We start from the raw sequence: 23,406 nt of genomic DNA, 5'->3' as shown, positions 1-23,406 counted from the left end.
TATTCCGCTATGCGAGGTCTTCGTCCGAACTCACCGCCGCCTTCGGCGCGGCGTCCACGTCGGCGATGCCGTATTTCGCCGCCGCCTCCGCGGCCTTGGCCGGGTCGAGCTTGCCGATCCGGCCGAGTCCGGCCAGCGCGGCGACCACGATGGACTGCGCGTCGACGTTGAACACCCGCCGCGCGGCCGGGCGGGTGTCGGAGAAGCCGAAACCGTCCGTGCCGAGCGTGGTGAAGTCGCCGGGCACCCACTTGCGGACCTGGTCGGGCACCGCGCGCATCCAGTCGGTCGCGGCCACATATGGGCCGTCGACCCGCGACAGCGCCTCGGTGACGTACGGAACCCCGGGCTCGGCGCCCGGGTCGCGCAGCGCGGCGATCTCCTTGTCGAGCGCCTCCTTACGGAGTTCGCCCCACGAGGTGACCGACCACACGTCCGCCTGCACGCCCCACTCCTGCGCGAGCAGCGCCTGCGCGCGCAGGCCGTCCGGCACGGTGACGCCGGAGACCAGGATCTGGGCGCGCACCGCGCCCTCACCGCCGCGCTTGCACAGGTAGATGCCCTTGAGCAGCCCCGCGACGTCGAGGTCCTCCGGCTCGGCCGGCTGCGGGTACGGCTCGTTGTAGAGGGTGATGTAGTAGAAGACGTCCTCACCGCCGAACTCGGTGGGGCTGCCGTGCGGATGGGTGCCGGGCAGCGGCGCGGAGCCCTGCGGCGGGGTGCCGCCGCCGTACATGCGGCGCAGGCCGTCGCGCACGATGTGGGCGATCTCGAACGCGAACGCCGGGTCGTAGGTCACCACGGCCGGGTTGGTCGAGGCCAGCAGCAGCGAGTGCCCGTCGTTGTGCTGGAGGCCCTCGCCGGTCAGCGTGGTGCGTCCGGCGGTCGCGCCGAGCACGAACCCGCGCGCGAGCTGGTCGGCGGCCGCCCACAGTCCGTCGCCGGTGCGCTGGAAGCCGAACATCGAGTAGAAGATGTACAGCGGGATCATCGGCTCGCCGTGCGTGGCGTACGAGGTGCCCGCCGCGGTGAACGACGCCGTCGACCCCGCCTCGTTGATGCCCTCGTGCAGGATCTGCCCGACGGCGCTCTCTTTGTAGGCAAGCATCAATTCCGCGTCGACGGATGTGTACAACTGCCCATTGCGGTTGTAGATCTTCAACGAAGGGAACCACGAGTCCATACCGAAGGTGCGGGCCTCGTCGGGGATGATCGGGACGATCCGCTTGCCGATCTCCTTGTCCCGCAGCAGCTCCTTCATCAGCCGCACCAGGGCCATCGTGGTGGCGACGTTCTGCTTGCCCGAACCCTTGCGGACCGAGCGGTAGGCCTCGTCGCCGGGCAGCTTCAGCGGCTTGGCCGCGGCGCGCCGCTCGGGCAGGAACCCGCCGAGCGCTTTGCGCCGGTCGAGCATGTACTGGACCTCGCGGGCCTCCATACCGGGGTGGTAGTACGGCGGCAGGTACGGATCCTTCTCCAACTCGGCGTCGCTGATCGGGATCCGCTGCAGGTCGCGGAAGTCCTTGAGATCCTGCAGGGTCAGCTTCTTCATCTGGTGCGTGGCGTTGCGGCCCTCGAAGTGCTTGCCGAGGGTGTAGCCCTTGATGGTCTTGGCCAGGATCACCGTCGGCTGGCCCTTGTGCGCCATCGCCGCCGCGTAGGCGGCGTACACCTTGCGGTAGTCGTGGCCGCCGCGCTTGAGGTTCCAGATCTCCTGGTCGGACAAGTCCTGCACCAGCGCCTTCGTGCGCGGGTCACGCCCGAAGAAGTGGTCGCGGACGTACGCGCCGTCGTTGGCCTTGTAGGTCTGGTAGTCACCGTCGGGGGTGCTGTTCATCAGGTTCACCAGCGCACCGTCGCGGTCGGCGCCGAGCAGCGCGTCCCACTCCCGGCCCCAGATCACCTTGATGACGTTCCAGCCCGCGCCGCGGAAGAACGACTCCAGCTCCTGGATGATCTTGCCGTTGCCGCGCACCGGGCCGTCCAGGCGCTGCAAATTGCAGTTGACGACGAAGGTCAGGTTGTCCAGACCCTCCATGGCAGCGACGTGCGCGAGACCGCGCGACTCCGGCTCGTCCATCTCGCCGTCGCCGAGGAACGCCCACACGTGCTGGTCGGAGGTGTCCTTGATACCGCGATCGTGCAGGTAGTGATTGAAGCGCGCCTGGTAGATGGCGTTCATCGGGCCCAGGCCCATGGACACCGTGGGGAACTCCCAGAAGTTGTTCAGCAGGCGCGGGTGCGGGTAGGACGGCAGCCCGCGGCCGGGGCCGCCGTTGCTGTACTCCTGACGGAACCCGTCGAGCTGATCGGTCGACAGCCTGCCCTCGAGGAACGCGCGGGCGTAGATGCCCGGCGATGCGTGGCCCTGGATGAAGATCGAGTCGCCGCCGCCCTGATGGTCCTTGCCGCGGAAGAAGTGGTTGAAGCCGACTTCGTAGAGCGCCGCCGAGGACGCGTAGGTCGAGATGTGGCCGCCGACGCCGATGCCGGGGCGCTGGGCGCGATGCACCATGATCGCGGCGTTCCAGCGGATCCAGGCGCGGAAGCGGCGCTCCACCTCCTCGTCGCCGGGGAACCACGGCTCGTTCTCGGTGGGAATGGTGTTGACGTAGTCGGTGGAGGTCAAGGACGGGATGGCGACCCGACGTTCACCGGCCCGCTCCAACAGACGGAGCATGAGGTAACGCGCACGGCCGGGACCCTCCCGGTCGAGCATCTCATCGAACGACTCGAGCCATTCGCTGGTTTCCTCCGGGTCGATGTCCGGTAGGTAGGACGCCACCCCTTCGCGGATCACCCGCACCCGTCCGGCCGGCTGCGGCGCGTGCGACCCGTTCGGATCGCGGCTCGCGGCGGGCGCGGGAGCGGAGCTGGTACCAGCGGATTTCGCCGGTGCGGAAGAGTGGATCAGGTCGGTCAAATCTGCTCCTCGTACAGGGGTGGACATGCTGATGGCGTCGGTATCCCCGGGCGGGTTCGCTGGTTGGCGGACCCCCCGTTCACGAAAGGTTCGGGCGCACCATCCATCCTTGCCGATGACGCGTCCCAAATCATCATCTCAGCCGGAAATCCAGTACCGTTCGACAGGCAAGGTGAGCATGTCGAGCGTGGCAGCCCTGAGGAGCGGGAGGACGATGAAGCTGCTGAACCCACGCGGGTTCGGAATGGTGTGTGCCACCGGCGCGGTCGCCATCGGATTGGTCGTCGCGGGGTGCGCCAACCGGGTGGAAGGCGTGGCGGGTCCGAACGCGAGCGATCTGGCGGCATACAAGACCGAGGCAGCGTCCTCGTCGGCGGCGGCGACCTCATCCAGGCGCGCCGCGGCCCAGGCCAAGGCCATCTCCGACAACTGCGGTCAGTTCCCCACCATCACCGGAGCGGGCGTCAGCAAATACAACGATTTCGTCGACGCGCACGATGCGAACGCACCGGACTACGTCGCCAAGCGCGACTCGGCGGCGCAGACTCTAGAGGACGCCGCGAACAAGGTGGAAAGCGGCGTGAACTCCGCCAAGGAGGCGCTACCCACGGACCTGGTGCCGCTGTTCACCGAATACGTGAACGCCGCCCGCGCGCTGGCCGCCGAGACGCGCAGGATGACCTACACCGCCCCGGTCGCGGCGCTCAACGACGCCAGCAAGCGGGTCAACGACGCGCGCAACGCCGTCCGCGACGCGTGCCCGAAGCGCTGAGAAAGCCCTTGACACACCATCGCAACGCGACATTCGGTAGCTATTTCGCCGGATCGGCTTGCGCTGAAGCCCATAACCATGTTCGCTTGCAACTACCTACTGTCGGGAGTTGAGGAGGACGCCACCGTGGTCGCCGCGGCGGACGCGCAGAACTACGCTCAGAAGCTTGGCATCTCACACGGCTTGGTTGTCCAGGAATTGGGCTGGGACGAGGACGTCGACGACGACCTGAGGGCCGATGTCGAGGAAGCGATCGGCGGTGAACTCGTCGACGAGGACTCCGACGAGGTGATCGACGTCGTGCTGCTGTGGTGGCGGGATGGGGACGGTGATCTGGTCGACGCCCTGATGGACGCCATCGCCCCGCTCGCCGACGACGGTTTCGTCTGGGTACTCACCCCCAAGACTGGACAACCCGGCCATGTCGAGCCGAGTGAAATCGCCGAATCCGCACCGACCGCAGGTCTGACCCAGACCTCGGCGATCAGCCTCGGCTCGTGGACCGGAAGCAGACTCGTGCAGCCCAAGGCGCCCTCGAAGCAGCGTTGAGCCACCGCGCTATGGTTTCCACCAGGGTGGTGTCGCACGCCCACCCGGTGGAGACCCGACACGATGGAGGATTCGCTATGCCGCTAGAGGTTGGCACTGTCGCGCCGGATTTCACGCTGAAGGACCAGAACAACCAGGAAGTCACCCTGTCGGCTTACCGGGGCAAGAAGAACGTCCTGATCGTGTTCTACCCGCTCGCCTTCACCGGCATCTGCCAGGGTGAGCTGTGCAAGGTGCGCGACGAGCTGCCCAAGTTCCAGAACGACAACGCGGAGATCCTCGCGATCTCGGTCGGCCCGCCGCCAACGCACAAGATCTGGGCCGCCGAGCAGGGCTACATCTTCCCCCTGCTGTCGGACTTCTGGCCGCACGGCGCGGTGGCCCAGGCCTACGGCGTCTTCAACGAGAAATCGGGCTACCCGAACCGAGGCACCTTCGTCGTCGACCGCGAGGGCTACATCCGCTTCGCCGAGATGAACGGCCCCGGAGAACCCCGTGACCAGGCGGCTTGGGAGAAAGCGCTCGCCGCGCTAGATTCATAAGCCGCCGGTAACGGCACGGGCGTATAGCTCAGCGGTAGAGCTCTGGTTTTACACACCAGCGGTCGGGGGTTCGATCCCCTCTGCGCCCACCGAGAAGATGCAGGAGAGAGGAATACCTGCCTGCATCCCATTCAGGCCAGCACCCCTCACCGGCCACCGTCCTGCGGCTGCTGCGCGAGCACGACCGGACCAGCGCGCCGACAGGTTGATCACCTCCGAGTTCCGACACGGGATTCCGGCACTCCGGTGCTGGTCCTCCACACGGGGCCTGGTTGTCGGCAAACGATCATTTACCGACGATGCGCCGGCTTCGGCCGCTCGATAAGCGGCATTTGAGGATGCTCGTCGGACCGCGCCTTCCTGACAGTTCCACTGCGGAGCTGTTCTTGGGCGCTGGTCAAGATAGCATCGGGGGCTGGCACTAGGTCGGGACTGGAGATGCCTCGTAACAGACGTCCGCAGGATCGGGAAGAGAAGCGCGCGGAGATCGTGGTGGCTGCTCGGCGGTTGTTCGTCGAGCAGGGATACGACGCGGCATCGATGTCGCGGATCGCCCGCGACGCCGGAGTCGTGTCGAACACGCTGTACTGGTACTTCCAGGACAAGGACGCGGTATTGATCGCGGTCCTGGACGCGGTACTGGCCGACTCGATGGCCTCCTACAGCGAAATGCTGGGCTCGGGGCTGGCTGATCGGCTGCTATGGCTGGTCCAGGAATTGGAGCAACTGGGCCGGTTGGTGAGCACGGTGCACATGCGCGCCGAGAAGTCCGCAGCCATTCACGAATGGCACGAGCAGTTCCACGCGCTGGCCGAGGGATTGTTCCGGGCAGAGCTGATCGAGCTCGGCGTGCCCGCCGACGAACTGGATCCGCTGGTCGCGATCGGCGTTTTCGTTGTCGAGGGCTTGCTGACGCATCCGACGGAGCAGCCCCAGCGGCGCGCGGTGATCGAGACGTTGCTCAACAGCGCTCGCAGTCTTGCCGCGGCCGCCGGCTGAGTGCCTGCTCTCCGCACGTCCACGGGGCAGCCTACTGTGTGCTGTGTGCGGTGTTGTCGAATTATGTTGCCAGGAAATCGATTTGGTCACGCACGGCGCGTTCGAAGTGCTCGCCCAAGTAGATGCCGAAGTGGTCGCACGGGTAGTTCTGGACGTGCACGTGTGCTAGGCCCTGCGCGCGCCGCTTCGTGGTCTTCGCGGGCGCGGCCGCGTCGTTGTCGCAGATACACAGCAGCGTCGGAGTGCTGAAGCGAGCCAGCGCGCGGCCGGGCCGATCGAGCGGAAGGTGCAGCACCAGCCGTGCGGCCAGGGCGTTGGCGGCGTCGAATTCACCGTCCGGGCCGCGCAATACACCCCACATGCTGTCGCGACCGACACCGGTCACGGGTTCTTCCCCACCGTCGATCTCGGTCAGCTCGATGTTCTTCGACACCTGAGCCCGTACCGACGGCAGCCGTTTCAACAACGTGCTGGTGCGCCGCGAGAGCCGGGTCCCCGCAGGCAGGAGCGCGGAAGCGCCGGCGAGCGCGTCGGGTGAGGCCACGAACGCGGGCATCCAGGACGTCCCCGCCATCGGCACCAGGATCGGCTTCGCGCCGAACCAGGAACCGACCGTGTCCAGGATGCCTGCCACTGTCAGCGCTACCACGCTCAGCGGGCCCGTCCGGATACGCGAGCGCAACGACGCCGGTCCGTCGGTGAAGGGGCACTGGGCCACGACCGCCGCGATACGGGTGTCTTCGGAGGCGACCTGGAGGACATGTCCGCCGCCGAACGAGCTGCCCCACAACGCGATCCGGTCGACATCGACCTCCGGCAGGGTGCGTACGAAGGCCAGGGCGGCATGCCAATCGGCGCGTTGCTTGCCGATATCGAGGAGTTGGCGCGGTGCTCCGCCGCTGGCCCCGAGGTGACGGTAGTCGAACACCAGCACCGACCACCCCGCGTCGGCGAACCGTTCCGCGTAGGAATCCAGGCGCATCTCCCGCACCGCCCCGAGCCCGTGCCCCATGATCACCATCGGACGCGGGCCGTTCACGTCGGGTGCGGCGTACAGCCAGGCCGCGCACTCGTCCTGGCCAGAGGCGAACGAAACCGCACGGCGCCGCACCGCTACCGCCTCGCGCCGATCGGCAGGCCCACTGAAGTCCATGACTCACGTCCTCTCGCTTACCATCGCCCTTCTTGGACGACATCCAAGAAGCAGGCCGCGCTTACGGTAAAGACTTCTTGGACGTCAGTCAAGAAGTTGGCCGAGTATGGCTCTGCGTTGGCGACGCCGAACGCGCCGAACTCCAGAAATGCGTGGAATATATGCGCTCCGGCGACACGCTCGTCGTGCCATCACTGGACCGGCTCGGCCGCTCCCTGATCGTCCAAGGCACCCACGAAGGCCTCGACGCCGCACGCGCCCGCGGGCAACGCCTCGACCGCCCACCGGCCATGACCACCGAGCAGATCCGCCAGGCCCGCGCCATCCTCACCCGACCGGAAGAGACCGTCTCCTCGGTCGCACGGCTGCTGGGTGTCTCGCGCAGCACGATCTACAAGTACCTGCCCGAACCGACCACCCAAACCAAGCCCGTGCTCGAGGAAAGCGCCTGACCGCCGGAAACGCTGGGACGCGGGCGTTATCAGGGGTCAGTCGCGCGTCTTGTACGTGATGAGGTTGCCATCCCACCATCGCCGAACCGGCGGAGCTGTTCGAGGTGTCGCGCCCGACGGTGTACCGGGTCCTCGACCGCGCCAGCATCACGACAGCCACAGCGGATGCGGCATGACCGCCGCAACCACGTACGCTACCCCGGCCTGAACACCCCATGGGAAGCGAGCACCACACCGTGTCGATCACCGCTGACAGAACCGCCCTCACCGACCCCGCCCGGCTAGCTGCGGTACGCCGTTACGAGATCCTCGACGCTCCAACCGACGGCCAGTTCGACACCATCGCGGCGACCGCCGCAGCGGTGTGCGGCACCCCGATCGCCACGGTCAGCATCGTCGACGCCGACCGGGTCTGGTTCGCCGCGGCCAAGGGACTGGATGGTGTCGCGCAGGTCGGCACGGAACCGGGACTGTGCGCGTCGGCGTTCTGCGCCGACGGCACGTACGTGGTCAACGACGCGGTCACGGATCCGCGCACCCTCGATCATCCGTTGGTACGCGGTGAGCTGGGGCTGCGGTTCTACGCCGCCGCCCCGATCGTCACCACCGACGGGCACCACCTCGGCACCGTTACCGCAATCGACGCCATGCCTCGGGAGTTGAGCGAGGTGCAGAGGACCGTGCTCGGCTATCTCGCCGACCAGGTCGCGCAGCACCTGGAGCTGCGCCTGGCCACCCTCGAGGCGGTACGCGCCGAACGCCAGTTGCGCGACGATGCCGAGCAACGCGCCGCTGCCGCCGCCGAGCTCGCCGCCCAGATACGAGCCGCGGCTGCCGTACAGGCCACCACGCCGCACCCTGAGCACTGCCAGCTCGGCGGCACCGCCGGCTGCACCGCGCCGGCCGAGCTGAAGATCGCCGATTCGTGGGGCGACTCGGCGTGGGGCTGCACCACCCACGTCGAAGAGGCCATCATCAACGTCCGTTCGGTGTTCATCGCCAACGAGGAACTCGGTGGCCTGGCCGCCTACCTCAACCGCTGACCGTCACCACGAACCAACCAACCTCCCGGCCCCCGTGCGGCACCGGCAGCCCGGGTGAACGCCCGCCACGCGCGCACCCGCAGCTACCGGCCTCGTGGTGCACTTGTTGTTTCCCCTGGGCGTCACTGCGTGGCAGCTTCGGGATCGCGCAACGGCCGCAATGTCTGCTCGGCGCTCAGGGCAGGGAAGCTGTAGCGGCCCAGTATGTCGATGTGCGCGTACCCGAGCGGGGAGAGCCGGGCGGCATCTTCGTCGCGGACCGGATAGGCGTTGACACACCCTCTGCACCATGCGTTATCGGCGGCCAGCACGCGGTTCGAGTCGGAGGCAATCGAGCGCAGCGGAGCTCAACAGTAGGTGCACATCATTACGATGCCAGCCACCACGGCCGCCCCACCTAGTACGCCTTCGGCGAAAAATCCGCCCGCGACGGCCGCCGCACCCAGCGCGCACCCCCATCCGTCATCGCTGCGTTCTCGCGGGTTCGCCAGCATCTCGAGACGGGTGGTCAGCACGGTGGCCATCTGGCCGTCGGCGGAGTCGAGCAGGGCGTCGAGCCGGTCACGGTAGGCCGGTGGGCAGGCGGCGTAGGTGTCCTCGCGCAGGTGGCGTTCTCCTAGGTCGGTCACCCCGGTGATGAGGGCTGCCACGTCCAGGCGTGCGGCATAGGCGTCGCGTTGATCGTGGAACTGCTGCAGTTCTTTCGGGTCGAGTTCGGCGCTGCGGGTGAGGTTGTAGTCGTTGGCGACGGCGAGGGTCGCGTGGGTCTCGGCGATGAGGCGCTCGTGTTCTTGGCGTGTGAGCTGACGGCGACCAACGGTCATGACTGCCTCCCAGAGTGAGGTGGTGCAGCCGGAACCCGCCGGGCAGGGCCATCACCGAACCCCACTACGAATCCTCCGCGGCCTGTGCGCGTCCTTTTCCTGAATTCGGACATGGTGAACCTCCTTGCTGCTGAATGACGCTGTATCCCCAGTGCATCAGCAAGCCCCTTGGAAGGCCCGAGTAGCTCGGTACCCGATTCTGGTACACCAGCCGTTCGGGACAGATGTCACCTACGGCCCGTCGAATGACATCCATATGGGTACTTGGACACGCCCGGGGTATCTGGCCGGTCAGCGCCCGGTTTCGCTGCCGGGCTCTGGCCACGCCGGCCCCACGGTTCCTGCGCAATCTCGGACCGGCGCACTGCAGGCACCAGTTCGGCCCGAGACAGATGCCGGTGGGTTCGTTGGCCTGCTTGCAGGCCGGCGGGCTGCACCGCCTCCACGTCTGCACTGGGTGCGGTCACGTCGTCTACACCCCGCCCGTCGGTGCGGACTGTGAGCACCCGACGACGCGGTCGACCTGATCGGATCAGCTGGCGAGATCCAGGAGGTAGACGGGCGGGTCCTCGTCTTCAGCGGCGCCGCAAAAGCAGGTTCCGGCGCAGTCGGTGCACGTCGAGCACCCCAGGCACCACGCCGACAGATGATGGCCGCACTCGGCGTTCCATTCCGCATCGAGGGTGACTGGGTGCGGGATGAGCGGACCGCCCTGATCGTATGAGCGAAACTGCATAACCTGAATGGTCACCCCGGGCACCGACACGAATCGAGCGACAGAGGCTGGCCCCCCTATTCCCCTACCCCCTATCAGTATGTGCTAGCACACCCATTGCGCCATGACTCAACGCCCAAAAATCCGCTGCATGCACCCTCCTGCGACCATCCCTTCCACCCCGGCCTTCCACCCTTCCGTCCGGCCTTCCAGGGGACGGCACGTGGGGTCCGCCGCCCCAACCGGCGCACCTGGGCCGCGTCCCATTCCGTTGTCGGCGACAAAGGTCGATCAATCCGAGCGCGTCCATTCCCCCGCCCCTCGCTGTCGGCGTTGGCATCCTCCGCGCCGAGGAGTCCGGCTCGACCCGGTGCGGGGGCTGAAAAGCACGCTAAGGGTGCGTAGTTCGCCGTCGATACAAAAGTGCGCGCGAGTGCGCAATTGGTTTCCTTTCCCCGGTTCAGGCTGTGACTATCGACACGGCACGCACTCCGTGCCACACCAGGGGACGGACATGCACGTGCGAGTTCGAATCATCGGCGGTGAATCCGGCGGCGACGGTTCGCCTGCTCTACGTCACCGAGACCGATCCGCCGCGCTACGCCGTGCAGGGCTGGAAGACCGGTGACCTCGGACGCGGCCACCGAGGATTTCTGGCTGTTCGATGAGCGGGCGGTGGCGTTCTCCCTGTTCGACGCGCGCGGATTATGGGTCGGCGCAGCGCTGACCGACGAAACCGTGATCGTCGCGCACGCGGTCGCGATCCGTGATCGGGTGTGGTCGGCGGCGATTCCGTTCGGGGAGTATGCCGCTCGATGAATGGCGCAGCGCGGGTGTTTCGGCGCGGTTTTACACACCAGCGGTCGGGGGTTCGATCCCCTCTGCGCCCACCACAGCAGTCGTGGTCGAACCGCTACACCCCACTGCGGCCGAGCGCGGGAGCGATTTCGCGGGCGGCGCGGTGGCCGGATTCGGCGGCTCCGTCCATGTAGCCGGCCCACCGGGTAGCGGTTTCGGTGCCTGCCCAGTGCAGCGGGCCGATGGGTGTGCGCAGGGCCGGACCGAAACGGGTCAGGGTGCCGGGCGTGGTGAACGCGCCGTAGCAGCCGCGGCTGAATTCCTCTTCGGCCCAATCACGTTCGATGTAGGCGATGGGGTTGCGGGCCCTTGGCCCGAAGTAGCCTGCGAGATCGTCGATCACCTGTGCACGACGATCGGTGAGGTCGAGGCGCGCGCCTCTGTCGGCGTGCCGTCCCTCGAGGAAGCCGACGAGCACGCCGGGTGAACCGTCGAGCGGAGTGTTGTCGAAGACGGTGCCCAGGGGCCGATGGTCGCTGTTGGCTTGGCCGCTCAGACCCGCTTCGCGCCAGAAGGGCTCGTCGTAGGCGACATTGACTTTGATGACCCGGCCCATCGGCATGCGCTGCACGAGTTGGTCACGATCGCCGGGCAGGCCAGGGGTGAAGCGGATGCGCGCCGCCAGTGGCGGCGGAACCGCGATCACGGCTCGACGAGCGCGAACGTTCGTGCCGCCCGCGACGACCCGGATACCCGAGACGGCCCACTCGACATCGGTCACCACGCTTTCCAGGACGACACGGTCACCGAGTTCTTGGGCCAGCGCCAACGCGATGGTCTGCGAACCGCCGACAACGCGGTCCTGCTGCGCACCGCCCGCGGTATTGATCAACGCGTCCAGCCCACCGGCGGCGCCGACGTAGTAGGCGGCCCACAGTGCCGACATATCCTCCGGCTCCGCGGAGAACACCGCCTCGGTGATCAGCTGCAAGAACGACCGACCCGCGGAGGTGTGGGCGGTCCGCCGCAGCCAGGTGGCGAAGGTTTGCGCGTCCAGCACTCCAGCCCGGTCGGCGAGCCACGGCTCCGTCGCCGCGACCCGGCGCGCCACTCGGTCGAGCCTCCACTGGATCTGCGCTACATCGGCCAATGCCAGCGGGTTCAGCTTGGGAATCCGGCCGGTGTATACCGAGCGGGCCGTGCCGAGTTCGGCGATATGACGGCCCGCGGTGTACGTGGGGAAGGTCTTCAGGCCGAGTTCATCGATCAGCGCGAGCACGTGCTGCTGGCCGGGCCCGACCCATTGACCACCCACCTCGATGGGCGCACCACCGGGGAGTTCACCGTTCAGCAGCCGCCCGCCGACCCGGTCGCGCGCCTCCAGCACGAGCACCTCCGCACCACTTCGCGCCAGGTCGCGGGCGGCTACCAGACCCGCTATCCCGGCTCCGACAACGACGACGTCCACTGATTCGCCCATTACGGCCCACCTTCATACAGCCTGTATCTGACATACATACTGTATGTGATATCCATACCGCATGGAGTCGTTTCGCGAGAAGTACGCGGAGAACACCCGCCAGGCGCTGCTGGAGACCGCGGGGCGGCTGTTCGCCGAACGCGAGTACGCGGATCTGTCGGCGGAAGAGCTGGTTCGCGCCACCGGCCTTACTCGCGGCGCGCTGTATCACCACTTCGACGGCAAGAAGGGGCTGTTCGAAGCGATCGTCGACGATCTGGAGACTCGAGCGGCGCAACGCATCCGCACCGCGATCGACTCGGCCTCGGACCCGTTCGACCGGGTCGACCGCGGTGTGCGGGAGTTTCTCGACGTCTGCGCCCAACCCGACTACCGGCACATCGTGCTCCTCCAGGGACCGATCGGCCTCGGCTGGCAGCGCTGGCGCGAACTCGACCAACGTCATCTCGGCGGCCTGGTCGTCGAGGCGGTGCAGAATCTGCTCGATGCGGCGCTCATCCGTCCCTACCCCGCCGCATTACTGGCGAGTGCCTTCTATGGGGCCCTGACCGAACTGTCGCTGACCATCGCCGAGACCGATGATCGGCAACGCGCTCACGAGCAGGCGGCAGGCCTTGTGCACGATCTCCTCGCAGGATTGGCGATCGGCGCGACTTCCTGACACTACGAACCCGCCGGGGAAAGGGGGAGCGATGTGGCACGAACGCCCGGTTCCAATCCCCGTCGCTCAGGAGCGGCGCGCGGTGACCAGGAGGTACTCCCACTCCATGCGCCCGTTGCCCAGGTCATGTCGGGCAGCAAGTTCCGCGAGTTCCCGGTCCAACTGTGCGACGCGGTCGGGCTCGGCAGCGATGGCCTTGTACACCGCGACCGCCGGGCCGTAACAGGACTTGAAGAAGTCGCGGAACTCGGTGCCGTCGGCGAAGCGGTCGATGACCGCGTTTTCGCGCCGCAGCTCCAGATCGGTGACGCGATCGCCCAACAGCGACCGCACGTGCGTCTCGTCGCCCCACAGCGGGGGCGGCTGGGCGCCGGGCGGGGGTGGCGGAGCGAACGGTTTCATCGTGGCGAACATCTGCCCGATGAATCCGGTCGGCGTCCAGTTGATCAGCCCGATCGTGCCGCCCGGCCTGGTCACGCGGAGCATTTCGTCCGCCGCCGCTTGGTGGAACGGCGCGAACATGACGCCGACGCAGGAGATCACGGCATCGAAGTCGGCATCCGCGTAGGGCAATGCCTCGGCATCGGCTTGCTGCCACCGCAGCTCGACTCCTCTCTCCGCGGCGAGACGCCGACCCGCCTCGAACAGCTCGGGCGTGAGGTCGCTCGCCACGACCTCCGCGCCGGTCTCGGCCGCCGGGATCGCGGCGTTGCCGGACCCTGCCGCGATGTCCAACACGTGCTGACCAGCGCCGATACGGCAGGCCTCGACCAGACGCCTGCCCAATCCGGAGATGACCTCGCTGGCGACGGACGGATAGTCGCCCAGTGCCCACATCGCGCGATGCCGCCGCTTCAGCTCAGCGGAGCCGGACTCGGTCATCTGACGCTCCCTAGGTGTTTTTGGTAGCCACACCCAAGATCAGCGGTCGAATGATCGGAGGCTCTCCCCGCCACGACGCTTCCTGTATGTCTTCGAGCTTCAGTTCGGACCCCTGAATGAGCTCGAGTGTGGCACGGTTGCAATGGCAACCCTCCGCGAACCGGCGCCACGGGCCGGCGAGGCGGTCTTGCCACTGGGCGAGTCGCGGCGACTCCGAACGCACATGCTCGATGAACAGCAGCTGGCCGCCAGGGCGCAACACACGCCCGATTTCGCGCAATACGGGTTCGGGGTGGTCGACAGTACACAGCACGAGCGTCGAGACGACCGTATCCACAGTTTGGTCCTCGAACGGCAGTTGTTCCGCCGACGCGTCGAGCACACGTGCCCGTCGTCCACTGCGATGCAGCTTCCGCGCCAGCCGCGTACGCATCGCGGCTTCCGGTTCGGTCAAGATCAGTTCTTCGAGGTCGTCAGGGTAGTACCCCATGTTGAGACCGGTACCGCTGCCAAGCTCGACAGTTCGCCCCCTCGCACGGCTGAGCAGATCTCGTCGGCGAGCGCCCATACCCGCCCTCTCGCCCATCCACAGCAGAGGGTCGTACAGCGCCGCGAAAACCCGGGCCCACGGATCCGAGCCCTTCACCGCTGCCCCCGACACGGCGCCACTGCTCACCAACTCGACGGTACGCCGGGTGGGCAGCATCGCCAATGCCCAGCCTGCGATCGATCGTCCGCACACTGCGGGGAGCGGCGGTGCGGGGTTACTGTCGGACCATGTCGAGCGATCCCTCGCCGCCTATCCCGTCGTTCCACGTGAACGCGATCCCGGACTCTTCCCACACCACCGACGACGACCCGATGGCCACGCTGGTCGGCATGCTCGACCTGCAAGCGGCGCTGCCCGGTATCCGGCGCATGCGTGCGTGGGGGCACGAGGTCTTGGCCGTCGAGCCGGGCGAGCGGGTACTGGACATAGGTTCCGGTACCGGCACCGAGGTGATCGAGTTGTCCGAGCGAGTCGGCCCCGATGGCGACGCGGTAGGAGCCGACCCGAATCCCGCGATGCTCGCCATAGCCCGTGGGCGAGCCGAGACCGCGGACTCTCGGGCCCGCTTCGTCGAAGCCACCGCCTATCAGCTGCCGTTCTCCGACGGCTACTTCGACGCGGTGCGCTGCGAGCGGGTCTACCAGCACCTGGACGACCCGGCGGCCGCGACCACCGAGATCGCCCGCGTCCTACGACAGGCCGGCCGTGTGCTGCTCATCGACACCGACTGGCACACCGTGATCGCGCATCCCGGCGACCCCGATGTACTCGCCCGCCTGTCGAAGGCGATGCTCACCACCACCCCCAACCCCGCGTCGGGCCGCCGCTTGCGCGGCCTGCTCACAGCCGCCGGTTTCACCATCGACGACATGGGTTCGGAGGCGGTGATCTGGAATCCGGACACCGCCCTCCCGCTGTACATGCAAATGATCTCGTCCGCGAGCACCAGCGGTGCCATCACCGAACAGGAAGGGCGCGACCTACTGGCCACCATGGACGCGGGCATCGCCAAAGGCGATTACCACCTGTCGGTGACCATGTTCGCTGTGCTCGCCCACCGAGCGGACTGAGCGACGACCTGGCTCCGACCGCTGCCGCGCACCGGAGTCGATGGCGTGTCGGCGTACGGTGAGGCTCGCGGTTGCGGGACCGTGAGCGGGACGCGTTGGGTGCTTCGCCGCGGAACGAGGAGTTTTTGAGCGAGCGATGGGGACCGATAACGCGGCTGCGGCCATAGCTGGTCTCGAAAGCCGTCGGCCCGAACCACAGCGGCGTCCACGACGTAGCGCAGACAAGCCGGTGCTGAGAACCCGCCGAAGCGGCAGCCCATCGATCCCCGGGCCATACTGACGATCGTGCGGTTCGGGATCCTGGGTCCGGTGGAGGTGCGACGGCCCGATGGGGGTCCGGTCGCGGTGGGTGGGCCGCAGGTGCGGGCGCTGCTGGCGGTGTTGGCATCGGAGGCCGGGCGGGTCGTCTCCCGCGAGCGGTTGATCGACGATCTCTACGGGGAGGATCCGCCGGGCGACGCCGGGCACGCGCTGCAGTCCCAGGTGTCGCGGCTGCGGCGGGCGCTGCGTTCGGCGAGCGCCGACGAGCTGGTGGAGTCCTCGACCGCGGGCTACCGGCTCGCGGTCGACCCGGGCACGGTGGACGCGCACCGGTTCGATCGGCTCGCAGAGGAGGGCCGGATCGCGTTGCGCGACGGGGATCCCGCTTCCGCGGCCGCGCTGCTGGACGAAGCCGCCGGGCTGTGGCGGGGTGCGGCGCTGGCCGACGTCCGCGATGCGCCGTTCGCCGCGACGGCGGTGACCCGCCTCACCGAAGCGTGGCTGGCGGCGCGGGAGGACCGGGCAGAAGCCGGTCTGGCGCTGCGCGACCATCGAGCGGTGGTCGCGATGCTGACCGAACTCGTCGCCGCACATCCGCTGCGGGAGCGGGCTCGAGCATTGCTGATGCGCGGGTTGTCCGGGACCGACCGGCAAGCGGAGGCGCTGGAGCTGTTCGAGCAGGGCCGTCGGCTGCTCGCCGATGAGCTGGGGGCGGATCCTTCGGCCGAGCTGGCCCGAGCCCACCTCGCGATCCTGCGCGGGGACACCGTCGCCGCGGCCTCGTTGCGCCGCCTACCTGCCCAGCTCACCAGTTTCGTCGGCCGCGACGACGAGTTGGCGCGGATCGCGTCGCTGCTGGCGCGGGCCCGCCTGGTCACCTTGACCGGTCCGGGGGGCACCGGCAAGACCCGGCTGGCGTTGGAGGCAGGCTCCCGGGCTCAGGGCGAGGTCTGTTTCGTGGATCTGTCGCCATTGGTGGACGGTGCGCAGATGGCGCAGGAGATCGCGGCGACGCTCGGCGGCCGCGCGACCGCCGGTGAGCACGAAGACGCGGAAAATCGGCTCCACGCGATGCTCGCAGGCCGGTCTCTGCTGATCATTCTCGACAACTGTGAGCATCTGGTGCTCGACGCCGCGCGGCTCGTCCACCGGTTGTTGCGCGAATGCCCGGGCCTTCGGGTGCTGGCGACCAGCAGGGAAGCCCTGCGCATCACCGGCGAGACCGTCCTGTCGATCGGGCAACTGCCGGTCGCGGCCGCCGAAGCGCCGCTGTCCGAGCAGCTCGGCTGCGCGGCGGTCCGCTTGTTCGCCGACCGCGCGGCCGCGGCGCGGCCCGGATTCACCGTCGACGCGGGCACGATCGCGGCCGTGCGGCGCATCTGCGCGCGATTGGACGGCTTGCCGCTGGCTTTGGAACTCGCCGCCGCCCGTCTGCGCAACCTCGAAGTGGACGACATCGACGGACGCCTCTCCGACCGGTTCCGGCTGCTGTCACGAGGAGACCGGACCGCGGAGCCCCGACATCAGACCTTGCAGGCGGTAGTCGAATGGAGCTGGGGTCTGCTGGAACCGGCCGAGCGCCTCATGGCGCGGCGCTTCGCGGTCTTCGCGGGCGGAGCGTCGGCCGCGACAGCCGCTTCGGTCTGCGAACTCGACGATGCCGACGAACTGCTCGACGGCCTGGCCGACAAATCGCTGGTGGAGGTGCACGGCGGCCGCTATCGGATGCTGGAGACCATCCGAGCCTACGGTCTGGCACGTTCGACCGACTCCGGCGAGCGTGAGCGGATGCAGCGTGCCCACGCCGGATTCTTCACCGCCCTGGCCGAGCGGGCCGATCCGCGACTGCGCGGCCCGGACCAGCTGGACTGGCTGGCACGACTGAGCGCCGAACACGACAACGTGCAGGTGGCGCTGCGCTGGGCGGTGGCCGCCGATCCGCCATTGGCACAACGACTCATCGCCGCGCACGCGTGGTGCTGGTGGCTGCGCGGTCATCCGGGCGGTGCCGTCGAGCTCGCGGGCAAGCTGCTGCCCGCACTCGATCCGGCGGCCGACGTCGAGGGATACGGCCTGTGCGCGGCGATCGCCGCGCGAGCGGGAAACGGACTGCCGGTCGCGGTCACCCGCGCGGTCACCGAGTTGTCCGGTGTCGAGCAACCCCTTCAACGCCCGCATCTGGTGTTCCTGCTGGCGACCGTCGGTGGGTTGCTGGACCTGCCGCCGCAGCGGCAGCGCCTGCTCTTCGGTGCCGACCCGTGGTCGCAGGCGTTCCTACGGCTGGGTGCGGGACTGCACCTGCTCATGTCCGGCGAGCCGGTGGCGGCCGAACCCGAGTTCCACTGTGCCCTCGAAGGTTTCCGCGCCACCCGCGACCGCTGGGCGATCGCCACCACCCTGGACAAACTCGCCGCCGTCGCCGACTGGCGCGGTGAGCGGGCGGTCGCGCTGGACCTGATCGACGAGGCCGTTGCCCTGCAAACGGAGTTGGGCGCGGGTGACGAGGCCGCCGACCTGCTCAACCGGCGTGGCGACCTCCTCGCCCGCCGGGACGCTTGCCACGACGCGGACGGAGCCCGCGCCGCCTATGAGCGTGCCGCCGAATCTGCCCGGGCGGCGGGCGCGACGGACATGTACGCCAATGCGATACGCGGACTCGGCGATCTGCGCCGTGCGGCGGGCGACCTCATCGGCGCCAGGGAGTACTACGGCACGGCCGTCGCCCTGCCCGACAACGGTTCGTTCGGCATGGCCGAGGCCCGTGCGCGCAGCCTCATCGGATTGGGCTGGGTCTCGCTCGCCGAAGCCGACAGCGAAGCCGGGCAGGCGGCGCACCGCGAGGCCTTCGAGCTGGCCCGTGACCGATCCCGGTCGGTGGCCGCGGCCGCGGTGGCCGGTCTGGCGGAGGCCGCCGCGGTGATCGGCGATCCGGCGCGGGCCGCGCTGCTGCTCGGCGCTGCCGATTCGCTGCGCGGGAGGCCCGCCGCGGGTGACGGTGAGGCGGCCGAGACCGCCGCGCGGTGCCGTGCCGAACTCGGCGAACACGAGTTCCGCGCCGCCTTTGACCGCGGCGTCGGGCGCTCGATCGAGGAGGTGGCGGCCCTGCTCGGTGCGGGGCGGTGAGCCGATTGTGAGCGCGTGGTGAGCGCCGCGGCCGACGCTGTTCCCATGACAACGACGCGACACTTCACCAACAAAACCGTTCTCATCTCCGGCGCGAGCGTCGCCGGTCCGGCACTGGCCTACTGGCTGACCCGCCACGGGTTCACCGTCACCGTCGTCGAACAGGCGCCCACGCTGAGGGAGGGCGGCTACAAGGTCGACATTCGAGGCGTGGCGATGGAGGTCATCGAGCGGATGGGGCTGCTGCCGGAAGTCCGCGCGGCCTCGACGGCGATGCGTGGCGGCGCGTGGGTCGACGACTCGGGTAAGGCGCTGGCCACCCTGGGTCCCGAGCTGATCGGACTGCGGTCGCCCGGCGACGACGAGGTGTTGCGCGGCGATCTCGCGCACATCCTGTTCGACGCCACCAAGGGCCGGGTCGAGTACCTGTTCGGCGACTCGATCACGGGGCTGGCCCAGCAGCCCGACGGCGTGACCGTGCGCTTCCGCAACGCAGAGCCGCGAGTCTTCGACCTGGTGATCGGCGCCGACGGCATACATTCGACGGTGCGCCGCCTCACGTTCGGGCCAGAGGAGCGATTCGCCCGGCACACCGGCATGGCGGCCTGCGTGATCTCGGTGCCGAACCACTTGGATCTCGACCATTGGGAACTGGTTCATCCGACTCCGGGGCGCGTGGTGCAGGTGTACAGCACCCGCCGTTCGTCGGCCAAAGCCCAATTCATCTTCCAGGCCCCGGAACAACTGCCGGACCGGCGCGACCGCGCCGCGCAGCAGCAGCTGGTGGCCGACGCTTTCGCCGATGCGGGCTGGGAGACACCGAACTTGGTACGCGCCATGCCCGAATCACCCGACTTCTATTTCGACTCGGTCAGCCAGATCCATCTCGACCAGTGGTCCGCGGGCCGCGTCGCACTGGTCGGCGACGCCGCCTACTGCCCCTCGCCGCTGTCCGGGCAGGGCACGAGCATGGCACTGGTCGGCGCGTATGTCCTCGCTGGCGAGCTGAAAGCGGCCGCAGGCGACCACGACGCCGCCTTCGATCGCTACCAGCGCGCCATGCAGGACTATGTCACCCGGAACCTGACGCTCGGCTGGAACAACGCCACTCAGATGGTGGCGTCCGACCAGCGCGCGATCCGGACCCAGACCACCATGCTGCGCATGCTGCGGCACATGCCGTGGAAGGGCCTGGCGCTGCGCCCGATCATCAAGCCGCTCGAGCGCGCGGCAAACGCCATCCACCTCGCCGACTACTGAACCGCACATTCATCTTGCGCCGTTCCGGCGAAAACACCCCATCCCTGAAGCACCTGAGGAGCACCAGAATGAGCATCGCATCCGGACCGATCTTCCAGTTGGCGTGGGTCGTCCACGACATCGAGGCGGCGGAACGAGAATTCACCGAAAGCTACGGAGTCGACAAATGGGTCCGCATGCCCCGCATGCGTTTCGGCCCGGACTCGTGCAGCTATCGCGGTGCGCCGGCCGACTACACGATCGACAGCTCGCTCGGCTACGCGGGCGGGCAGCAATTGGAATTGATCGCACCGGTCTCGGGGGCGAACCTGTACACCGAAGCGCTCGAGCGGTCCGGTCCCGGCCTGCACCATATCGCTTGGGTGCCAGACGATTTCGATGCCGCACTGGCGGAGGCGCTGGCAGGCGGCGCCGAGATCGTCCAACACTGCGCTATCGCGGAGATCGGCATGGAGTTCGTCTACCTCGCCGGGGGATCACTCGGCTCGTACGTCGAATTGCTGCGGCTGCCCGCGGATGCGCGCGCACTGTTCGACACCATGATTCCGGACGGCTACCGGAATCCGTGGTCACACGGCCAGGGTGCTTCCCGCGAATGACACGGCAGTGGCGACAGCTGGAGTCCTCACCCCACGTCCCGGCGCAGCCAGGTGACCTCCGCGCCGGATTCCGTTCCGTAGCGGTAGATTTCGAGGTCCTCGTCCCACGCGGTGCCGAGGGCGCGGTCGATTTCTTCGGCCAGGTCGTAGGCGGAGTACTTGCCGAGTTCCCGGGTGGCCTGCAGCATCGCGCGCAGGCGCATCTCGCCGAGCATGACGTCGCCGTTGGCGCTCGTCGAGCCGTGCCACAGGCCCAGGCCGGGAACGAAGCTGTAGCGCTCGCCGTCCACGCCGTCGCTGGGGTCCTCGGTCACCTCGAAGCGCAGAACCGGCCAGGAGCGCAACGATTGGGCGATCTTCGACGCCGTGCCGACGGGGCCGATCCACTCGCTGGTGGCGCGCAGTTGGCCGTCGGCCGGTTGGGCGGTCCAACGCAGTTTCGCGGGGGCGCCGAGGGCCGAGGTGAGCGCCCACTCGACATGCGGGCACAGCGCGGCAGGCGACGAGTGGATGTAGACCACACCCGCCGTCGCGTCCGCGAACTGACTCGATGCGCGCACCACCAACACCTCCAGCTTCGACGAGGAACGTCTTCCCCAACGACTCGTCGAACTGGCGTTGCCTGAGTGTACTGGAGTGCCCGAAGTTACACGTGTTACTTCGTGACCGTGTTGCGCGTGGCGGTCACCTCCGCGATGACGGCATCGCTCAGCGGTGGCCAGGCCGCGCGCGCCCAGTCGCCGAAATTCTCGTCGCTCAGGGCGAGACACGCCAACCCCGTTCTCGGGTCAACCCATAAAAATGTCCCGGATTGGCCGAAATGTCCATAGGTTTGTGGCGAATTCGTGCCACCGGTCCAGTGCGGAGTCTTGCCGTCCCGGATCTCGAAGCCCAATCCCCAGTCGTTGGGGCGCTGCGAACCGTAGCCGGGCAGGACGCCGTTCACGCCGGGGAACTGGACCGACGTGGCCTCGGCGTGCGTCTGCGCCGAGATCAACTGCGGGTGCAGCAATTCGGCGGCGAAGCGGGCCAGATCCGCCGCGGTGGACCGCGCCGCGTGCCCGGCCGGACCGGCAAGCACCGAAGCGGTCATGCCCAGCGGCTCGAACACGGCGTCGCGCAGGTACTCGTCGAACGCGATCCCGGTCTGCGCGGTGACGAATTCGGCGAGCACCTCGAAACCCGCGCTGGAGTAGATCCGCCGGGTCCCCGGCGCGGCTTGGACGTCGGTGGTGTCGAACGCGAGGCCGGACGTGTGCGCCAGCAGATGACGCACCGTAGCGCCGGGCGGGCCCGCGGGCTGGTCGAGTTCGACCGCGCCCTCCTCCACCGCGACCAGCACCGCGTACGCCACCAAGGGCTTGGTCACCGACGCGAGCGGGAACACCCGCTGCACGTCGCCTTCGCTCGCGGCACCGCCGTCGGCGGTGACCACCGCGGCCGCCGCGTGGCGGACCGGCCATTCCCGGATCTGCTCGAGTGAACGCACACCGAAAGCCTACGAGAACCGCGTAGCTACCATCGATTCACCATGAGTGAAACGCCCACTGTTCACGGCGACGTCGCGCCCGGTTTCGAGCCGGTCGCCGACGCCTTCCGCCGCAATTTCGAGCGTCACGGCGAAATCGGCGCCGCCGTCGCGGTCTACGCGGGTGAGCGCCCCGTGGTGGACCTGTGGGCCGGGTTCCGCGATCGCAGGCGCACGCTGCCCTGGGAGCGGGACACGATCGTGCCGGTGTTCTCCTCGACCAAGGGCATGGCGGCGTTCACCGTCGCCGCCGCCGTGGCCGGGGGCCTGCTCGACTACGAGCAGCCGGTGGCGAAGTACTGGCCGGAGTTCGCCGCCCACGGCAAGGACGCGGTCACCGTGCGTCAGCTGATCGACCACCAGGCGGGGTTGTCCGGCTTGAGCGAGGTCGTGCGACTACCTCAGGTCGCCGACCTGGACGGGCTCGCGACCGTTCTGGCGGCACAGAAACCGGCTTGGCGGCCCGGCACCAGGCATGGCTATCACGCCATCACCCTCGGCCTGTACCAGGGCGAGCTGTTGCGCCGGGTGGACCCGCGCCGCCGCACGCTCGGGCGAATCTTCGCCGAGGACATCGCCGCACCGCTCGGCGTCGATTTCTTCATCGGGCTGCCCGCCGAGCAGAGCATGGACCGCATTGCCACGATGTCGGCCACCCAGGGGCTGGACGTGTTGCGCTACGAACGCGATCTTCCGCTGCGCATCGGCGCGGAGATCTATGCCAAACGCGGCCTGTCCTACGCGGCGCTGACCAATCCGCGCTGCGGAGCGCCGGCGCGGGCGACCCGGCGCGAGTTCCTCGAAGTGGAACTGCCGGGGTCCAACGGAGTGGGCAACGCCCGCGCGCTGGCGAAGGTCTACGGCGCGGCCGCCGCTCGCACCGGCGCGTTGCCGATCGACGACGCCGTGCTGGACCGGCTCGCCGCTGCCGAGACCGCCGACGACGTCCCCGCCGAGGATCTGGTGCTGCACACCAAGAGCCGCTATCACCTGGGCTTCCGCAAGTCGCGCGGCACTTTCCGCTTCGGCTCCGACAAACGCGCCTACGGCACCACGGGGCTGGGCGGCTCGTTCGGATTCGCCGATCCCGCATCGGGCCTCGGTTTCGGGTACACGATGAACCGGCTGGGTCTGGCCGTGCTCGACGACGTCCGCAGCCGCAACCTGCGCGAAGCCCTGCTGCGCTGCCGGATCTGAGCGCCTCGATCGCCGGCTCGGCGAA

22 protein-coding genes and 1 tRNA gene are annotated in these 23,406 nt (G+C 68.3%); 14 read left to right on the top strand and 9 right to left on the bottom strand.

The genetic code is table 11. The features are described 5' to 3' along the window. Positions 1 to 7 precede the first annotated feature (7 nt). Positions 8 to 2,923 (bottom strand): pyruvate dehydrogenase (acetyl-transferring), homodimeric type, encoded by a 2,916-nt coding sequence (gene aceE, locus ACFV2O_RS19230; RefSeq protein WP_379252973.1) that lies wholly within the window; start codon positions 2,921 to 2,923, stop codon positions 8 to 10. 214 nt (positions 2,924 to 3,137) lie between these two features. On the opposite strand from aceE, the gene ACFV2O_RS19225 reads away from it, so the two are divergent. The 5 genes from ACFV2O_RS19225 (at position 3,138) to ACFV2O_RS19205 (ending at position 5,785) form a co-directional block, all read left to right on the top strand. Beyond that, the gene (locus tag ACFV2O_RS19225) at positions 3,138 to 3,695 is read left to right on the top strand and encodes a hypothetical protein (RefSeq protein WP_379252972.1); all 558 of its coding nucleotides are present in this window, start codon (positions 3,138 to 3,140) and stop codon (positions 3,693 to 3,695) included. Positions 3,696 to 3,821: 126 nt separating this feature from the next. Further along, a complete protein-coding gene (locus tag ACFV2O_RS19220) occupies positions 3,822 to 4,244 on the top strand; it encodes a DUF3052 domain-containing protein (RefSeq protein ID WP_355072984.1) in 423 nt (140 codons plus the stop codon). Between the two features lie 77 nt (positions 4,245 to 4,321). Next, positions 4,322 to 4,786: a peroxiredoxin gene (locus tag ACFV2O_RS19215; RefSeq protein WP_355072739.1), complete on the top strand. Its 465-nt coding sequence runs from the start codon at positions 4,322 to 4,324 to the stop codon at positions 4,784 to 4,786. Positions 4,787 to 4,803: 17 nt separating this feature from the next. Continuing rightward, positions 4,804 to 4,875, top strand: a tRNA-Val gene (locus ACFV2O_RS19210). A gap of 349 nt (positions 4,876 to 5,224) precedes the next feature. Further along, the gene (locus tag ACFV2O_RS19205; RefSeq protein WP_379252971.1) at positions 5,225 to 5,785 is read left to right on the top strand and encodes a TetR/AcrR family transcriptional regulator; all 561 of its coding nucleotides are present in this window, start codon (positions 5,225 to 5,227) and stop codon (positions 5,783 to 5,785) included. Between the two features lie 61 nt (positions 5,786 to 5,846). On the opposite strand, the gene ACFV2O_RS19200 is transcribed toward ACFV2O_RS19205, so the two are convergent. Then, positions 5,847 to 6,938: an alpha/beta hydrolase gene (locus ACFV2O_RS19200; protein ID WP_379252970.1), complete on the bottom strand. Its 1,092-nt coding sequence runs from the start codon at positions 6,936 to 6,938 to the stop codon at positions 5,847 to 5,849. Positions 6,939 to 6,970: 32 nt separating this feature from the next. On the opposite strand from ACFV2O_RS19200, the gene ACFV2O_RS19195 reads away from it, so the two are divergent. Together ACFV2O_RS19195 and ACFV2O_RS19190 are read left to right on the top strand one after the other, a co-directional pair. After that, complete coding sequence (locus ACFV2O_RS19195) at positions 6,971 to 7,390, top strand: recombinase family protein (RefSeq protein WP_379252969.1); 420 nt, start codon at positions 6,971 to 6,973, stop codon at positions 7,388 to 7,390. Between the two features lie 236 nt (positions 7,391 to 7,626). Then, positions 7,627 to 8,433: a GAF domain-containing protein gene (locus ACFV2O_RS19190; protein WP_379252968.1), complete on the top strand. Its 807-nt coding sequence runs from the start codon at positions 7,627 to 7,629 to the stop codon at positions 8,431 to 8,433. Positions 8,434 to 8,555: 122 nt separating this feature from the next. Here the strand turns inward: ACFV2O_RS19190 and ACFV2O_RS19185 are convergent, their stop codons facing one another. Together ACFV2O_RS19185 and ACFV2O_RS19180 are read right to left on the bottom strand one after the other, a co-directional pair. Next, on the bottom strand, positions 8,556 to 8,744 hold the full coding sequence (locus tag ACFV2O_RS19185) for a hypothetical protein (RefSeq protein WP_379252967.1): 189 nt from the start codon (positions 8,742 to 8,744) through the stop codon (positions 8,556 to 8,558). A gap of 36 nt (positions 8,745 to 8,780) precedes the next feature. Beyond that, entirely contained in the window at positions 8,781 to 9,257 is a 477-nt protein-coding gene (locus ACFV2O_RS19180; RefSeq protein ID WP_379252966.1) for a hypothetical protein, read from the bottom strand. 1,339 nt (positions 9,258 to 10,596) lie between these two features. On the opposite strand from ACFV2O_RS19180, the gene ACFV2O_RS19175 reads away from it, so the two are divergent. After that, the gene (locus tag ACFV2O_RS19175) at positions 10,597 to 10,791 is read left to right on the top strand and encodes a DUF6879 family protein (protein ID WP_379252965.1); all 195 of its coding nucleotides are present in this window, start codon (positions 10,597 to 10,599) and stop codon (positions 10,789 to 10,791) included. Between the two features lie 94 nt (positions 10,792 to 10,885). Here ACFV2O_RS19175 and ACFV2O_RS19170 read toward each other — a convergent pair whose 3' ends face one another. After that, positions 10,886 to 12,250 (bottom strand): flavin monoamine oxidase family protein, encoded by a 1,365-nt coding sequence (locus ACFV2O_RS19170; protein WP_379252964.1) that lies wholly within the window; start codon positions 12,248 to 12,250, stop codon positions 10,886 to 10,888. A gap of 61 nt (positions 12,251 to 12,311) precedes the next feature. Between ACFV2O_RS19170 and ACFV2O_RS19165 the strand changes: the two genes are divergently transcribed. Continuing rightward, complete coding sequence (locus tag ACFV2O_RS19165; RefSeq protein WP_379252963.1) at positions 12,312 to 12,911, top strand: TetR/AcrR family transcriptional regulator; 600 nt, start codon at positions 12,312 to 12,314, stop codon at positions 12,909 to 12,911. 66 nt (positions 12,912 to 12,977) lie between these two features. On the opposite strand, the gene ACFV2O_RS19160 is transcribed toward ACFV2O_RS19165, so the two are convergent. Together ACFV2O_RS19160 and ACFV2O_RS19155 are read right to left on the bottom strand one after the other, a co-directional pair. Beyond that, positions 12,978 to 13,793, bottom strand: a complete 816-nt coding sequence (locus tag ACFV2O_RS19160; protein ID WP_379252962.1) for a class I SAM-dependent methyltransferase — start codon at positions 13,791 to 13,793, stop codon at positions 12,978 to 12,980. A 10-nt stretch (positions 13,794 to 13,803) separates the two neighbouring features. Then, positions 13,804 to 14,469: a class I SAM-dependent methyltransferase gene (locus ACFV2O_RS19155; RefSeq protein WP_379252961.1), complete on the bottom strand. Its 666-nt coding sequence runs from the start codon at positions 14,467 to 14,469 to the stop codon at positions 13,804 to 13,806. 101 nt (positions 14,470 to 14,570) lie between these two features. On the opposite strand from ACFV2O_RS19155, the gene ACFV2O_RS19150 reads away from it, so the two are divergent. The 4 genes from ACFV2O_RS19150 (at position 14,571) to ACFV2O_RS19135 (ending at position 20,656) form a co-directional block, all read left to right on the top strand. Further along, the gene (locus ACFV2O_RS19150) at positions 14,571 to 15,413 is read left to right on the top strand and encodes a methyltransferase domain-containing protein (RefSeq protein ID WP_379252960.1); all 843 of its coding nucleotides are present in this window, start codon (positions 14,571 to 14,573) and stop codon (positions 15,411 to 15,413) included. Positions 15,414 to 15,698: 285 nt separating this feature from the next. Then, on the top strand, positions 15,699 to 18,797 hold the full coding sequence (locus ACFV2O_RS19145) for a BTAD domain-containing putative transcriptional regulator (RefSeq protein ID WP_379252958.1): 3,099 nt from the start codon (positions 15,699 to 15,701) through the stop codon (positions 18,795 to 18,797). Positions 18,798 to 18,842: 45 nt separating this feature from the next. Further along, the gene (locus ACFV2O_RS19140) at positions 18,843 to 20,057 is read left to right on the top strand and encodes an FAD-dependent monooxygenase (protein WP_379252957.1); all 1,215 of its coding nucleotides are present in this window, start codon (positions 18,843 to 18,845) and stop codon (positions 20,055 to 20,057) included. A gap of 68 nt (positions 20,058 to 20,125) precedes the next feature. After that, entirely contained in the window at positions 20,126 to 20,656 is a 531-nt protein-coding gene (locus tag ACFV2O_RS19135) for a VOC family protein (protein ID WP_379252956.1), read from the top strand. Positions 20,657 to 20,682: 26 nt separating this feature from the next. Here the strand turns inward: ACFV2O_RS19135 and ACFV2O_RS19130 are convergent, their stop codons facing one another. Together ACFV2O_RS19130 and ACFV2O_RS19125 are read right to left on the bottom strand one after the other, a co-directional pair. After that, positions 20,683 to 21,216 carry a DUF3145 domain-containing protein gene (locus tag ACFV2O_RS19130; protein ID WP_355072714.1) on the bottom strand — a complete coding sequence of 178 codons (534 nt, stop codon included), beginning with the start codon at positions 21,214 to 21,216 and terminating at the stop codon, positions 20,683 to 20,685. Positions 21,217 to 21,311: 95 nt separating this feature from the next. Further along, the gene (locus ACFV2O_RS19125; protein ID WP_379252955.1) at positions 21,312 to 22,145 is read right to left on the bottom strand and encodes a serine hydrolase domain-containing protein; all 834 of its coding nucleotides are present in this window, start codon (positions 22,143 to 22,145) and stop codon (positions 21,312 to 21,314) included. Positions 22,146 to 22,187: 42 nt separating this feature from the next. Here ACFV2O_RS19125 and ACFV2O_RS19120 point away from each other — a divergent pair, with 42 nt between their 5' ends. Next, positions 22,188 to 23,381 (top strand): serine hydrolase domain-containing protein, encoded by a 1,194-nt coding sequence (locus ACFV2O_RS19120; protein WP_379252954.1) that lies wholly within the window; start codon positions 22,188 to 22,190, stop codon positions 23,379 to 23,381. Positions 23,382 to 23,406 lie beyond the last annotated feature (25 nt).

Source organism: Nocardia sp. NPDC059691 (genome assembly GCF_042733915.1).
Lineage (GTDB): Bacteria > Actinomycetota > Actinomycetes > Mycobacteriales > Mycobacteriaceae > Nocardia > Nocardia sichangensis.
The sequence above is the reverse complement of the archived record's forward strand: the minus strand, read 5'-3'. Positions and strand labels throughout refer to the sequence as shown.